The organism is Bradyrhizobium sp. Leo170 (genome assembly GCF_004296405.1).
GTDB lineage: Bacteria > Pseudomonadota > Alphaproteobacteria > Rhizobiales > Xanthobacteraceae > Bradyrhizobium.
The window spans coordinates 1-12,708 of sequence record NZ_PSRR01000051.1 but is presented as its reverse complement, the minus strand read 5'-3'; the positions used below and the strand labels follow the sequence as shown (position 1 = coordinate 12,708).

The following is a 12,708-nucleotide window of genomic DNA, read 5'->3' as shown; positions in this document are numbered from 1 at the left end:
GGCATAGCAGGAAGTGTCTTACCAATCGTGAATCGGGTATGCCATCAAGGGGATACCTCCGAGGCGCCCTTGATCAGCGGCGCAGTGCCGGCACGACCAGGAACGGAATCATTCCCAGGATCACGCTGACCAGCGCGAATGCGATTACCGGATTGTAGCTGTGGGCGAAGTCGTGGATCAGGCCGCCGGCCCAGGATCCGAACGCGGAGCCGAGCCCGCTGCCGATCGAGATGGTGCCATAGATCGTGCCGACCCGCTTGCCGCGGAAGATCTTCATCGCGGTGGCCGTGATCAGCGGGCCGCGCGAGCCGATCATGCTGCCGAAGGTGACGACGAAACCGGTGAGGAGCCAGAAGTTCGGATACCACTGCAGCAGCCAGAGCAGGATGATGCCGAGGATCGAGATCGCATAGCTGAGCAGGACCGACGGCCGGCGTCCGATGATGCTGTCGAGTTCGGAAACGCCGAGCATGCCAAACAGCAGCACGACGCCGCTGAACCCCCAGGCGGTCGCGGCCTGTAGCGGCGGAAAGCCGGCGTCGATCAGATAGGCGACGATCTGTGCCGAGATCGCGTACATGCCGATCGCGGTGAAGAAGAACGTGGCAAACAGCGCCCAGAAGGCGTGGTGGCGTATCGCGCCGAGCAGCGTCCAGCCTTCGTCTACGATGTCAAGATCGGCTTTCTTCACCACATGCGGCGAGCCGCGCGAGAACCGCCGCCATGGCAACAGCAATAGCGGCACCAGCAGGCACAGCGCCGTGATGCCGAAGATCTGGTAGGCGCCGCGCCAGCCGACGCGATCGATCAAGAGCTGCGAGGCCGGGAGCAGCACGAGCACCCCGGCGCCGGTTGCGGAATAGACCACCGCCATCGCGGTCGGCAGGCGAGGGCCGAACCAGCGGCCGAGCAGGATCGAGTTCGGCACATTGCCGATGAAGGCGATCCCGACTCCGACGCAGAGGCCGATGCTGAACTGCAATTGCCAGAGATATTGCGCATGCGCGGCGACCAGGAATGAGCCGCCGAGCAGAAGCAGTCCGAGCGAATAGACGGCGCGCGGCCCCGAATGGTCGAACAGGCGGCCGATCAGCGGCGCGGTGAGGCCGCCGGCAAGCCAGGTCAGCGAATAGACCGAGACGATCTGCGCGCGGTCCCAGCCGAAACTTTCCGAGATCGGTTTCAGGAAGACGGTGAAACTCTCGCCGAGGCCGCGGCCGATCAGCGCGAGTGCAAAGCACAGCGCGAGCACGTTGAGCGCGACGCGCGTCGGCGGCTTCGCCGCCATTTCCTCCCCGAGCGTGTTCTTGTCCATGAGAGGAGGGAGCGCGTTTCCGCGCCTCCCCACAAGCCGCAAAAAGCGAATGCGCCTATGCAGCCTTCAACAGGACGTGCCGCTTCTTGCCAAGCGACAGCTTGATCACGCCTTCCGCAGTGAGGTCGGACGGCGTCAGCACCATCTTCTCGTCGGTGACAGCGACGTCGTTGACGCGCAATCCGCCGCCCTTGATCTGGCGCCGTGCCTCGCCGTTGGAGGCGACGAGGCCGGCCTTCACATAGGCAGCCAGCACGCTGATGCCGGCATCCAGTTCGCTGCGCGGAATTTCGATCGTGGGCAGCGTCTCCGCGAGCGCGCCTTCCTCGAAGGTGCGGCGCGCGGTCTCGGCGGCCTCAACGGCGGCATCGCGGCCGTGGAGCAGGGAGGTCGCCTCGGTTGCCAGCACCTTCTTGGCCTCGTTGATCTCGGAGCCCTGCAGCGCCTCCAGCTTCCCGATCTCGCTCATCGAAAGCGTCGTGAACAGTTTCAGGAATCGTCCGACGTCGGCGTCTTCCGTATTGCGCCAGTATTGCCAGTAATCGTAGGGGCTGAACTGGTCGGCGTTCAGCCAGACCGCGCCGGCCGCGGTCTTGCCCATCTTGGCGCCGGAAGCCGTGGTCAACAGCGGTGTCGTCAATGCGTAGAGCTGATGGGTGCCCATGCGGCGGCCGAGGTCCACACCGGTCACGATGTTCCCCCATTGATCGGAGCCGCCCATCTGCAGATTGCAGCCGTAGCGACGTGCCAGTTCGACGAAGTCGTAGGACTGCAGGATCATGTAGTTGAATTCGATAAAGCTCATCTCCTGGTCGCGATCGAGGCGGAGCTTGACCGAGTCCATGGAAAGCATGCGGTTCACGGAGAAGTGCCGACCGATATCCCGCAACATTTCGATGTAATTGAGCTTGGTCAGCCACTCCGCATTGTCGGCCATCACGGCATCGGTCTTGCCTTCCCCAAACTTCAGGAAGCGCTTGAAGACGTGCTTGATCGATTCCTTGTTCGCGTCAATTTGCTCGATGGAGAGAATTTGGCGCGTTTCGTCCTTGCCCGAGGGGTCGCCGACGCGCGTGGTGCCGCCGCCCATCAAGGTGATCGGTTTGCCGCCAGCGGTTTCCTGCAGCCAGTGCAGCATCATGGCCGACAACAAATGGCCGATATGCAGGGACGGGGCCGTGCAGTCGTAGCCTACATAGGCCACGATCTCCCCCTTGGCGGCGAGCGCGTCGATGCCCGCCGCGTCCGACACCTGATGAACGAAGCCGCGCCACTGCAGCTCATTCATAAAATCCGATTTAAATGTAGTCATTTGTCGGCGACTCTGATCATTCTTGTTTTACGGTAATTGCAGCCGGTTGCGGAACCATGACCGAACGGGCTGCCGCCGCGAGGCGCGCTGTGGCATTATAAGATGTGCTTGTTTGATACAAGCCGGGCATCAGGGCAGGGCAAAAGGGGCGTCGAAGGCACAGGGATGATGTTGACCGCACTCGGTCTGATGAGCGGGACCTCACTCGACGGGGTCGACGTGGCACTGATCGAAACCGATGGAAAGCAGGTCAAGTCGTTCGGGCCGTCCGGCTACCGGCCCTACACCAATGCCGAGCGCAGCCTGCTGCGCCAGGCGCTTACCGAGGCCGTCCATCTATCGCACCGCGACGCCCGGCCCGGGATCCTTGCCGAGGCCGAACGCGCCGTCACGCTGGCGCATGCCGAGGCGGTCGCCGCCTTCACCGCGCAGAATCGCATCACGCCCGAACACATCGACATTGTCGGCTTCCACGGCCAGACCGTGCTGCACCGGCCCGAGCGCCAATTGACGGTGCAGATCGGCGACGCTGCGGCGCTGGCGAAGGCGATCCACATTCCCGTGATGTATGATTTCCGCGCCGCCGATGTGGCGTCTGGCGGGCAGGGCGCGCCGTTCGTGCCGGTCTACCACCGGGCGCTGGTGCAATCCGTGCAGCGCGAGGGGCCGACCGTGGTGGTCAATGTCGGCGGCGTCTCCAACATCACCTATATCGACGGCGCCGACACGCTGATCGCCTGCGACACCGGTCCCGGCAACGCGCTGCTCGACGACTACATGTTCCGCATGATGAGCCAGCCGTTCGACACCGATGGCCGGTTCGCCGCCCAGGGCAGGGCCAATGAGGCCTGGATTGCCCGCGCGCTGGAATTGCCGTTCTTCGCGCTGCTGCCGCCGAAATCGCTGGATCGCAATGATTTCGCCGCATTGAAGCTCGGGGACGTCGCACCCGCCGACGGCGCGGCGACGCTGACCGCCTTCACCGCGGCCGCGATTGCCCGCGTGGTGCCGCTATTGCCGAAGGTGCCGAAGAGCTGGATTGTCGCCGGCGGCGGTGCGCGCAATCTGACCATGCTGCGGATGCTGCGCGAGCGGGTTGCGCCCGCGACCGTCGAAGCGGCCGATGCGCTCGGCTGGTCGCCGGACGCGATCGAGGCACAGGCGTTCGGATTCCTCGCCGTGCGCGGCATGAAGGGCCTGCCGCTCAGTTATCCCGCCACGACCGGCGTGCCGATTCCCATGACCGGGGGTGTCATCGCGCGGCCTTAAAGGGTAGATGCAATTGCATCCTTCTTGACTGTTTTATGCAAATGCATTTAGATGCATGCGAGTGCATGAAACTAGCGAGGAGTGCGCCATGGCCGCTGCGTTGAAACTGATCAGCCACAAGCTCTGTCCCTATGTGCAGCGCGCGGTGATCGCTCTCGCAGAGAAGGGCGTCGCCTTCGAACGGATCGATATCGATCTCGCTAACAAGCCGGACTGGTTTCTGAAGATATCGCCGCTTGGTAAGGTGCCGGTACTGACGGTTGCGACCGAAAAGGGCGAGGTGGCGCTGTTCGAGAGCAACGTGATCTGCGAATACATCGAGGAGACGCAACCTGGCGCCAAGCTGCACCCGCAGAACCCGCTTGCGCGCGCCGAACATCGAGCCTGGATGGAATTCGGCTCGGCGATTTTGAGCGATCTCTGGGGCCTCGAGACTGCCAAGGATGCCGCGACCTTCGAGGCCAAGCGGGAGGCGGTCACCACCAAATTCGCCCGCATCGAGGCGGCGCTCGGCGCGGGTCCGTACTTTGCAGGCGAGGAATTCAGCCTGGTGGATGCGGTGTTCGCGCCGATCTTCCGCTATTTCGACGTGTTCGACGAATTCATCGACCTTGCGGTGTTCAAGGACATGCCGAAGGCTCGGAAGTGGCGCGCGGAGTTGGCGAAACGCCCGAGCGTGAAGGCCGCGGTTGGCGCCGACTATCCGCAATTGCTGCGCGCCTTCCTCAAGCAGCATGACGCGCATTTGTTGAAGCTTGCGGCGTAACGCGGCCGTCTTCGTAGCTAGGATGGAGCGGAGCGCAATCCGGGGCCGCTCGTGACGCGGATGCAGTTGTCCCGGGTTGCGCTTCGCTCCACCCGGGCTACGGGATCGCGGCGTCAGCGCACGTTGGCGAGACGCATGTCGAGATAGCCGGTGACCGTTTCCATCAATGGCTCAAGCTTGCCGTCGAAGAAATGGTTGGCGCCGGGGATGATCTGCTGATCGATCACGATGCCCTTCTGCGTCTTCAATTTCTCGACCAGCGTGTTGACGTCCTTGGGCGGCACCACGGCGTCCTTGTCGCCATGCACGATCAGTCCGGAGGAAGGGCAGGGCGCCAGGAACGAGAAGTCATAGAGATTGGCCGGCGGCGCGATCGAGATGAATCCCTCGACCTCGGGCCGGCGCATCAGAAGCTGCATGCCGATCCAGGCGCCGAACGAAAAGCCCGCGACCCAGCAGGCGCGCGCCTCGGGATTGATGCTCTGCGCCCAGTCGAGCGCGGAGGCTGCATCCGACAATTCGCCGGTGCCGTGGTCGAACGAGCCCTGGCTGCGGCCGACCCCGCGGAAGTTGAAGCGCAGCACCGAGAAGCCGCGATGCGCGAAGGCATAGTAGCACTGGTAGACGATCTGGTGATTCATCGTGCCGTGAAACTGCGGGTGCGGATGCAGGATCATGGCGATCGGCGCGTTCTTCTGCTTGGCCGGGTGGTAGCGGCCTTCGAGACGGCCCGCCGGGCCGTTGAAAATAACTTCAGGCATCAGTGATCCCTTGAGTGATCCTACGCTTGACCCTTGGTTGGCGCTGAGCAATCAACCGAGTTGTGCTGACTTCATCGGCCCCCGGCAGATAAAGTGGCTGGATTTACCGTGAACGGCGTCGTCAGGCGGCTTCCCGCGAACGAACGACGCCTCGGTTGGTTTTTGAGGCCCGCGCGTTCTAGCATGAGGCGAGGGGCAAAAAGCAAGCATCTTGAACAACGCCAAGCGTGTTCAATGCGTTAGCTGGTGATTGCGGGCGGTGCTGCGATCACCAACTGGCATAACGCCGGCAGGATTCGAGCGAAGATTGCCGGCTAGAACCCGCAAGAAGTGCTAAGGTATTATATTACTCCATGGCGGACCGCGTCTATCTCGACTGGAATGCGACCACGCCGATTCGCCCCGAGGCGAAGGCGGCGATGGCTGCCGCGTGGGAGCTGTGCGGCAATCCGTCCTCGGTGCATGCCGAGGGGCGGCAGGCGCGGCGGCTGATCGAGGAGGCGAGAAGCGCGATTGCCGCGGCGGTCGGCGGCAGGGCGCAGGATGTGGTGTTTGCCTCTGGCGGCACGGAAGCGAATGCGCTGGCGTTGACGCCGGGGGTGCGACGCGGCGGTGGTGCTGCTGTCCAGCGGCTCCTGGTGTCGGCGATCGAGCATGCCTCGGTGCTGTCAGGGGGACGCTTTGCGGCCGAGGCGATCGAAACGGTCGCGGTGACGCCGTCAGGCGTGCTGGACCTCGATGATCTCCGCGGCAAGCTTGCTGACGGTCCGCCGGCATTGGTGTCGGTCATGCTGGCCAATAACGAGACCGGCGCACTGCAGCCGGTCAGGGAGGCGGCCGAGATCGTTCATGCCGCCAGCGGCTTGCTTCACGTCGATGCGATCCAGGCCTTCGGGAAAATTCCCTTCGATCTCGGCTCATTGCAGGCGGATATGGTGACGCTCTCCGCGCACAAGATCGGCGGCCCCAAGGGCGTCGGGGCCATGGTTCTGGTGGAGGGCGTGGAGAGGCTCGAACCGCTTCTGCGCGGCGGCGGCCAGGAGCTCGGGCGCCGCGCCGGTACGGAGAACGTTGCCGGCATCTCGGCCTTTGGCGCGGCTACCAAGGCCGCGATGGCAGGCCTCGCGACCGACGCAGTCCGGCTGCAGGCCCTAAGGGACCGACTTGAGGTTGGCCTGAGGGAAGTTGATGGTATTATTGTATTCTCGGATGGCGTGCCTCGGCTGCCCAATACGACGCTGTTCACCTCGCCCGGGCTGAAGGCCGAGACAGCCGTGATCGGCTTCGACCTCGCCGGAATCGCGGTATCCTCGGGTTCCGCGTGTTCCTCCGGAAAGGTCCAGCCGTCACATGTGCTGGCCGCGATGGGGTTCCGGCCGGACCTCGCCCAGGGAGCAGTGCGGCTTAGTCTTGGCTGGTCTACATCCACCACAGACATAGATTTGGCCGTAAAGGCTTGGCTAAAGCTCGCCAATACCTTACTTAGAGTGGGACGAAACACAGCTTGAACGGTTCTAAGCGGGTTTTCGTCCACTAACCGTACCACTCTTTAGAACTGATCCACCGCGGTCCTTGAAACCGCGAGCGGAGGATTAAATGCCTGCTGTACAGGAGACGGTCGACCGTGTCCGACGGATCGACGTCGATCAGTATCGATATGGGTTCGAGACGCTCATCGAGTCCGAAAAGGCCCCCAAGGGGCTGTCGGAAGATATCGTCCGCTTCATCTCAGAGAAAAAGAACGAACCGGCCTGGATGCTGGAATGGCGCCTGGAGGCGTACCGCCGCTGGCTGACCATGACCGAGCCGACCTGGGCGCGCGTCAACTATCCCAAGATCGACTACCAGGACCTCTATTATTACGCGGCGCCGAAGCCGAAGAAGACGCTGTCGTCGATCGACGAGATCGATCCGGAGATTCTCAAGACCTACGAGAAGCTCGGCATTCCCTTGCGGGAAGTCGCGATCCTCGAGGGTGTCGAGCCGCCTCCGGGCGGGGAGCCGTCGGAACAGCGCAAGATCGCGGTCGACGCCGTCTTCGACTCGGTGTCGGTTGCGACCACCTTCCAGAAGGAATTGAAGAAGGCCGGCGTGATCTTCATGCCGATCTCGGAAGCGATCCGCGAGCATCCTGAACTCGTGAGGAAGTATCTCGGCAGCGTGGTGCCGACGACGGACAACTTCTTCGCCACGCTGAACTCGGCGGTGTTCTCCGACGGCTCGTTCGTCTACGTGCCGCCGGGCGTCCGCTGCCCGATGGAACTGTCGACCTATTTCCGCATCAACGAGCGCAACACCGGCCAGTTCGAGCGCACGCTGATCATCGCCGACAAGGGCTCGTATGTCTCTTACCTTGAAGGCTGCACTGCGCCGCAGCGCGACGAGAATCAGCTCCACGCCGCCGTGGTCGAGCTCGTTGCGCTCGATGACGCCGAGATCAAATATTCGACGGTGCAGAACTGGTATCCCGGCAACTCGGAAGGCAAGGGCGGCATCTACAATTTCGTCACCAAGCGTGGCGATTGCCGCGGCGACCACTCGAAGATCTCCTGGACCCAGGTCGAGACCGGCTCCGCCATCACCTGGAAATATCCGAGCTGCATCCTGCGCGGCGACAATTCGCGCGGCGAGTTCTACTCGATCGCGATCTCGAACGGTTACCAGCAGGTCGATAGCGGCACCAAGATGATCCATCTCGGCAAGAACACCTCGAGCCGGATCATCTCCAAGGGCATCGCCGCCGGCAAGTCGCAGAACACCTATCGTGGCCTCGTCACCGCGCACCGCAAGGCCATCGGCGCGCGCAACTACACCGCCTGCGACTCGCTCCTGATCGGCGACAAATGCGGCGCGCACACCGTGCCTTACGTCGAGGCGAAGAACTCGTCGGCGACGTTCGAGCACGAGGCGACGACCTCGAAGATCTCCGAGGACGTGCTGTTCTACTGCGTGCAGCGCGGGCTGAGCCAGGAGGAAGCCGTCGGCCTCGTGGTCAACGGCTTCGTCAAGGACGTGCTGCAACAGCTCCCGATGGAGTTCGCGGTTGAGGCGCAGAAGCTGATCTCGATCTCTCTCGAAGGTTCGGTTGGATAATCCTCATCCCTGGCGGGCCTGCCGTACCGGCGCCTCGGGGTGACATCTAGGAAAACTGTAATGGCATTGCTTGAAGTGAAAGACCTGCAGGTCCGTGTCGAGGATCGCGAGATCCTCCATGGCCTGTCGCTGACCGTGAATCCCGGCGAGGTGCACGCGATCATGGGGCCGAACGGCTCCGGCAAATCGACGCTCTCGCACGTCATCGCCGGCAAGCCGGGCTATGAGGTCACCGGCGGACAGATCCTGTTCCGCGGCGAGGATCTCTTGGAGATGGCGCCCGACGAGCGCGCCGCCAAGGGCGTGTTCCTGGCGTTCCAGTACCCGGTCGAAATCCCCGGCGTCGCCACCATGAATTTCCTGCGCACTGCGCTCAACGCGCAGCGCAAGGCGCGCGGCGAGAGCGAATATTCGACACCGGACTTCCTGAAGAAAGTCCGCGAGGTCTCCAAGTCGCTCAGCATTCCGCAGGACATGCTCAAGCGCGGCGTCAATGTCGGCTTCTCCGGCGGCGAGAAGAAGCGCAACGAGATCCTGCAGATGGCGCTGTTCGAGCCGAGCCTCTGCATCCTCGATGAAATGGACTCAGGTCTCGACATCGACGCGCTCAGGATCGCGGCCGACGGTGTCAACGCGCTGCGTTCGTCCGAGCGTGCCATGGTCGTGATCACCCACTACCAGCGGCTGCTCAACTACATCGTGCCGGACTATGTGCACGTGATGGCCAAGGGCTCGGTGGTGAAGACTGGCGGCAAGGAACTGGCGCTGCAGCTGGAAGAATCCGGCTATGCGCAGTTCGAAGACGCCTAAGCCTGAACGGAATTCGTGATGAACGTCGTGTTGGCAAAAACCGATACCGGGCGCGCGGTGAGCACCAGTTTTGCGCTCGCGCGCGAGCGGTTGCCTGGCTCCGGCAAGGTCGCTGAGCAAAGGCGGCAGGCCTTTGAGGCCTTTGAGGGCGCGGGCCTTCCGCACCGCCGGATCGAGGACTGGAAATATACCGACCTGCGCGCGTTGATGCGCGAGGTGTTGCCGCTGGCGGCTGCACCCGATGCGGCGGCTCTGTCGCGCGCGGAAGCCGCGCTCAAGCTGCATACGATCGAAGGCACGCGGCGGCCCGTGCTGGTCGATGGCGTGTTCGCGCCAAAGCTTTCCGATCTCGGCAAGGGCGAGAAGGGCCTTTCGGTCCGCACGCTGCGCGAGGTGCTGGAGGCGGGGGACGGCCCGCTACAGGGCGAGTTGCTGGCATCAGATAACTCCAATCCCATGATCGCGCTGAACACGGCGATGGCGACCGACGGCGTCGTGATCGAAATTGCCAACGGCACCGTGTTGGAGCAGCCGCTGCACGTGGTCCATGTCGCAAGCGTGGGCGCACCGGCTGCGATGTTCACGCGTTCGCTGCTCCGGCTGGGCCGCGATGTGAGTGCGACGCTGGTGGAAAGCTTCGTCGCCACCGAAGGTGCAAAGGCGTATCAGACCTACGACTCCCTGATCGTTTCGCTCGGCGACAATGCGCGGCTCGATCATCTCCGCCTGATCGAAGACGGGTTAGAGGCCTTCAACATTGCTTCTGCCGCGGTGACGCTCGGCGCGCATGCGCAGCTCAACACCTTTGGCATGGTCTCGGGCGCTGGTGTCAGCCGCTATCAGCCGACCATCGTCTTTGCGGGCGAGGGCGCGCGGGTCGACACCAACGGCGTCAATCTGATCAAGGGTCGGCAGCATGCCGACACCACGATGTTCATGGATCACGCGGTGCCGCACTGCGCCAGCCGCGAGGTGTTCCGCGCCGTGATCGACGACCGCGCCCACTCGGTGTTCCAGGGCCGCATCGTCGTCCGTCCGGACGCGCAGAAGACCGACGCCAAGATGATGACGCGGGCGCTCCTGCTCTCCGACGAGGCCGAGGCCGACAACAAGCCGGAACTCGAGATTTTTGCCGACGACGTCACCTGCGGCCATGGCGCGACCACCGGCGCGCTGGACGAAAGCCTGTTGTTCTATCTGCGTGCGCGCGGTCTTCCCGAGAAGGAAGCGCAGGCGCTCCTGATCCAGGCCTTCGTCGGCGAGGCCATCGAATCGATCGCGAACGATTCGCTGCGAGAGCATGTGATCGCGGCGGCACAGCGCTGGCTGGAGGCACGGGGATGAGTACGCATCCGGCGGTCGCCAATGGCGCTTACGACATCGCGCGGGTGCGCGAGGATTTTCCGGCGCTGGCGCTTAAGGTCTACGGCAAGCCGCTGGTCTATCTCGACAACGCGGCCTCCGCGCAGAAACCGAACGCGGTGCTCGACCGTATGGCCGAGGCCTACAAGACCGAATACGCCAATGTGCATCGCGGCCTGCACTACCTCGCCAATGCCGCGACCGAGGCTTACGAAGGCGCCCGCACCAAAGTGGCGAAGTTCGTCAACGCGCGGCGCAGCGAAGAGATCATCTTCACCCGCAACGTCACCGAGGCGATCAACCTGGTCGCCTCGTCATGGGGCGAGCCCAATATCGGGCAGGGCGACGAGATCGTGCTCTCGATCATGGAGCACCATTCCAACATCGTGCCCTGGCATTTCCTGCGGGAGCGGTATGGCGCTGTCATCAAATGGGCGCCGGTCGACGACGACGGCAATTTCCTGATCGAGGAATTCGAGAAGCTCCTCTCGCCGCGCACCAAGCTGGTGGCGATCACGCAGATGTCGAACGCGCTCGGAACGCTGGTTCCGGTCAAGGAGGTCGTCAGGATCGCGCATGCGCGCGGCATTCCCGTGCTGGTCGACGGCGCGCAGGGGGCCGTGCATCTGCCGATCGACGTCCAGGACCTCGACTGCGATTTCTACGCCTTCACCGGCCACAAGGTTTACGGCCCGACCGGCATCGGCGTGCTCCATGCCAAGCATGAGCACTTGGTCGCGATGCGGCCGTATAACGGCGGCGGCGAGATGATCCGCGAGGTTGCGAAGGACTGGGTCACCTATGGCGACCCGCCGCACAAATTCGAGGCCGGAACCCCGCCGATCGTCCAGGCGATCGGGCTCGGCGCTGCGATCGACTACGTCAATTCGATCGGCAAGGAGCGCATCGCCGCCCATGAGCACGACCTGCTCACCTACGCCCAGGAGCGCCTGCGCGAGATCAATTCGCTGCGGCTGATCGGCACCGCCCGGGAGAAGGGGCCGGTGATCTCCTTCGAGATGAAGGGCGCCCACCCCCATGATGTCGCGACCGTGATCGATCGCCAAGGCATTGCGGTGCGCGCCGGCACCCATTGCGTGATGCCGCTCTTAGAGCGGTTCAATGTCACAGCCACGTGCCGGGCCTCGTTCGGCATGTATAATACGAGGGAAGAGGTCGACCATCTGGCGCAAGCCTTGATCAAGGCCGGGGAATTGTTCGCATGACCGAGACAGCCGACGACGTCAAAACCGCCCATGTGGAGACGAGCTCCGCCTTGCCGCCGGAAGAGACCGAGCGTCTCAGCCAGGAGATCGTGGCCGCGTTGAAGACGGTGTTCGACCCGGAAATCCCGGCCGACATCTATGAGCTCGGATTGATCTACAAGGTCGATCTCAAGGACGACCGCAGCGTCGACGTCTTGATGACGCTGACCACGCCGAACTGCCCGGCGGCCGGCGAATTGCCAACCATGGTGGAGAATGCGCTGGCCAGTGTTCCCGGCATCGGCGTCGTCAACGTCAACCTGGTCTGGGAGCCGGCGTGGACGCCGGATCGGATGAGCGACGAGGCCCGTCTCGTGCTCAACATGTGGTGAGGGTCATTGCCGAAGCTATCCGGTGTCATCGAGACCGCACTCTATGTCGATGACCTCGACCGCGCCCGCGCGTTCTACACCGATGTGCTTGGCCTTGAGCCGCTGACGAGCGATTCGCGGTTTATGGCCTTCGACATAGGAGGCCGCAATGTGCTGCTGCTGTTTCGTCGCGGCGCCACGCTCGAGACGGTTCATCTGCCGGGCGGCACCATTCCGCCGCACAACGGCAACGGCCCGATCCATGCGGCCTTTGCCATCGCCGCGGACGAACTGCCGGCCTGGGAAAAGCGGCTCGGCGAGCACGATGTTGCGATCGAAGGCAGGACCGATTGGCCGCGCGGCGGCAAGAGCATCTACTTCCGCGATCCGGACAATCACCTGCTGGAACTGGTCACACCGGGAGTATGGGCCATCTACTAGTGG

General features: G+C 63.4%; 12 protein-coding genes. 9 read left to right on the top strand and 3 right to left on the bottom strand.

Translation table 11 applies throughout. The features are described from left to right. Positions 1-73 precede the first annotated feature (73 nt). Both CWO89_RS11915 and tyrS read right to left on the bottom strand, forming a co-directional pair. Entirely contained in the window at positions 74-1,315 is a 1,242-nt protein-coding gene (locus CWO89_RS11915) for an MFS transporter (protein ID WP_130578805.1), read from the bottom strand. A gap of 55 nt (positions 1,316-1,370) precedes the next feature. Then, positions 1,371-2,627: a tyrosine--tRNA ligase gene (gene tyrS, locus CWO89_RS11910; RefSeq protein ID WP_130578804.1), complete on the bottom strand. Its 1,257-nt coding sequence runs from the start codon at positions 2,625-2,627 to the stop codon at positions 1,371-1,373. Positions 2,628-2,792: 165 nt separating this feature from the next. Between tyrS and CWO89_RS11905 the strand changes: the two genes are divergently transcribed. Beyond that, positions 2,793-3,896, top strand: coding sequence for an anhydro-N-acetylmuramic acid kinase (locus tag CWO89_RS11905; protein ID WP_130578803.1), 1,104 nt, complete (start codon positions 2,793-2,795; stop codon positions 3,894-3,896). 88 nt (positions 3,897-3,984) lie between these two features. Further along, positions 3,985-4,662 (top strand): glutathione S-transferase family protein, encoded by a 678-nt coding sequence (locus CWO89_RS11900; RefSeq protein ID WP_130578802.1) that lies wholly within the window; start codon positions 3,985-3,987, stop codon positions 4,660-4,662. Positions 4,663-4,775: 113 nt separating this feature from the next. Here the strand turns inward: CWO89_RS11900 and CWO89_RS11895 are convergent, their stop codons facing one another. Beyond that, on the bottom strand, positions 4,776-5,423 hold the full coding sequence (locus tag CWO89_RS11895; RefSeq protein ID WP_028169230.1) for an alpha/beta hydrolase: 648 nt from the start codon (positions 5,421-5,423) through the stop codon (positions 4,776-4,778). Positions 5,424-5,776: 353 nt separating this feature from the next. On the opposite strand from CWO89_RS11895, the gene CWO89_RS11890 reads away from it, so the two are divergent. From CWO89_RS11890 to CWO89_RS11860, 7 genes are all read left to right on the top strand, one after another. Then, complete coding sequence (locus CWO89_RS11890; protein ID WP_130578801.1) at positions 5,777-6,931, top strand: cysteine desulfurase family protein; 1,155 nt, start codon at positions 5,777-5,779, stop codon at positions 6,929-6,931. An 88-nt stretch (positions 6,932-7,019) separates the two neighbouring features. Further along, complete coding sequence (gene sufB, locus CWO89_RS11885; RefSeq protein ID WP_130578800.1) at positions 7,020-8,516, top strand: Fe-S cluster assembly protein SufB; 1,497 nt, start codon at positions 7,020-7,022, stop codon at positions 8,514-8,516. 60 nt (positions 8,517-8,576) lie between these two features. Then, a complete protein-coding gene (gene sufC / locus CWO89_RS11880; RefSeq protein WP_130578799.1) occupies positions 8,577-9,326 on the top strand; it encodes a Fe-S cluster assembly ATPase SufC in 750 nt (249 codons plus the stop codon). Between the two features lie 18 nt (positions 9,327-9,344). Beyond that, positions 9,345-10,670, top strand: coding sequence for a Fe-S cluster assembly protein SufD (gene sufD / locus CWO89_RS11875; RefSeq protein ID WP_130578798.1), 1,326 nt, complete (start codon positions 9,345-9,347; stop codon positions 10,668-10,670). Continuing rightward, the gene (locus CWO89_RS11870; protein ID WP_130578797.1) at positions 10,667-11,914 is read left to right on the top strand and encodes a cysteine desulfurase; all 1,248 of its coding nucleotides are present in this window, start codon (positions 10,667-10,669) and stop codon (positions 11,912-11,914) included. The genes sufD and CWO89_RS11870 overlap by 4 nt, the downstream gene beginning before the upstream one ends. Beyond that, entirely contained in the window at positions 11,911-12,285 is a 375-nt protein-coding gene (locus CWO89_RS11865) for an SUF system Fe-S cluster assembly protein (protein WP_130578796.1), read from the top strand. The genes CWO89_RS11870 and CWO89_RS11865 overlap by 4 nt, the downstream gene beginning before the upstream one ends. A 6-nt stretch (positions 12,286-12,291) precedes the next feature. Further along, positions 12,292-12,705, top strand: a complete 414-nt coding sequence (locus tag CWO89_RS11860) for a VOC family protein (RefSeq protein ID WP_130578795.1) — start codon at positions 12,292-12,294, stop codon at positions 12,703-12,705. Positions 12,706-12,708: the final 3 nt, after the last annotated feature.

Excerpts from the sequence above, each read along its gene's own strand:
- CWO89_RS11915 (WP_130578805.1), bottom strand. The coding sequence starts at position 1,315 with ATGGACAAGAACACGCTCGGGGAGGAAATGGCGGCGAAGCCGCCGACG.
- tyrS (WP_130578804.1), bottom strand. The coding sequence starts at position 2,627 with ATGACTACATTTAAATCGGATTTTATGAATGAGCTGCAGTGGCGCGGC.
- CWO89_RS11905 (WP_130578803.1), top strand. The coding sequence starts at position 2,793 with ATGATGTTGACCGCACTCGGTCTGATGAGCGGGACCTCACTCGACGGG.
- CWO89_RS11900 (WP_130578802.1), top strand. The coding sequence starts at position 3,985 with ATGGCCGCTGCGTTGAAACTGATCAGCCACAAGCTCTGTCCCTATGTG.
- CWO89_RS11895 (WP_028169230.1), bottom strand. The coding sequence starts at position 5,423 with ATGCCTGAAGTTATTTTCAACGGCCCGGCGGGCCGTCTCGAAGGCCGC.
- CWO89_RS11890 (WP_130578801.1), top strand. The coding sequence starts at position 5,777 with ATGGCGGACCGCGTCTATCTCGACTGGAATGCGACCACGCCGATTCGC.
- sufB (WP_130578800.1), top strand. The coding sequence starts at position 7,020 with ATGCCTGCTGTACAGGAGACGGTCGACCGTGTCCGACGGATCGACGTC.
- sufC (WP_130578799.1), top strand. The coding sequence starts at position 8,577 with ATGGCATTGCTTGAAGTGAAAGACCTGCAGGTCCGTGTCGAGGATCGC.
- sufD (WP_130578798.1), top strand. The coding sequence starts at position 9,345 with ATGAACGTCGTGTTGGCAAAAACCGATACCGGGCGCGCGGTGAGCACC.
- CWO89_RS11870 (WP_130578797.1), top strand. The coding sequence starts at position 10,667 with ATGAGTACGCATCCGGCGGTCGCCAATGGCGCTTACGACATCGCGCGG.
- CWO89_RS11865 (WP_130578796.1), top strand. The coding sequence starts at position 11,911 with ATGACCGAGACAGCCGACGACGTCAAAACCGCCCATGTGGAGACGAGC.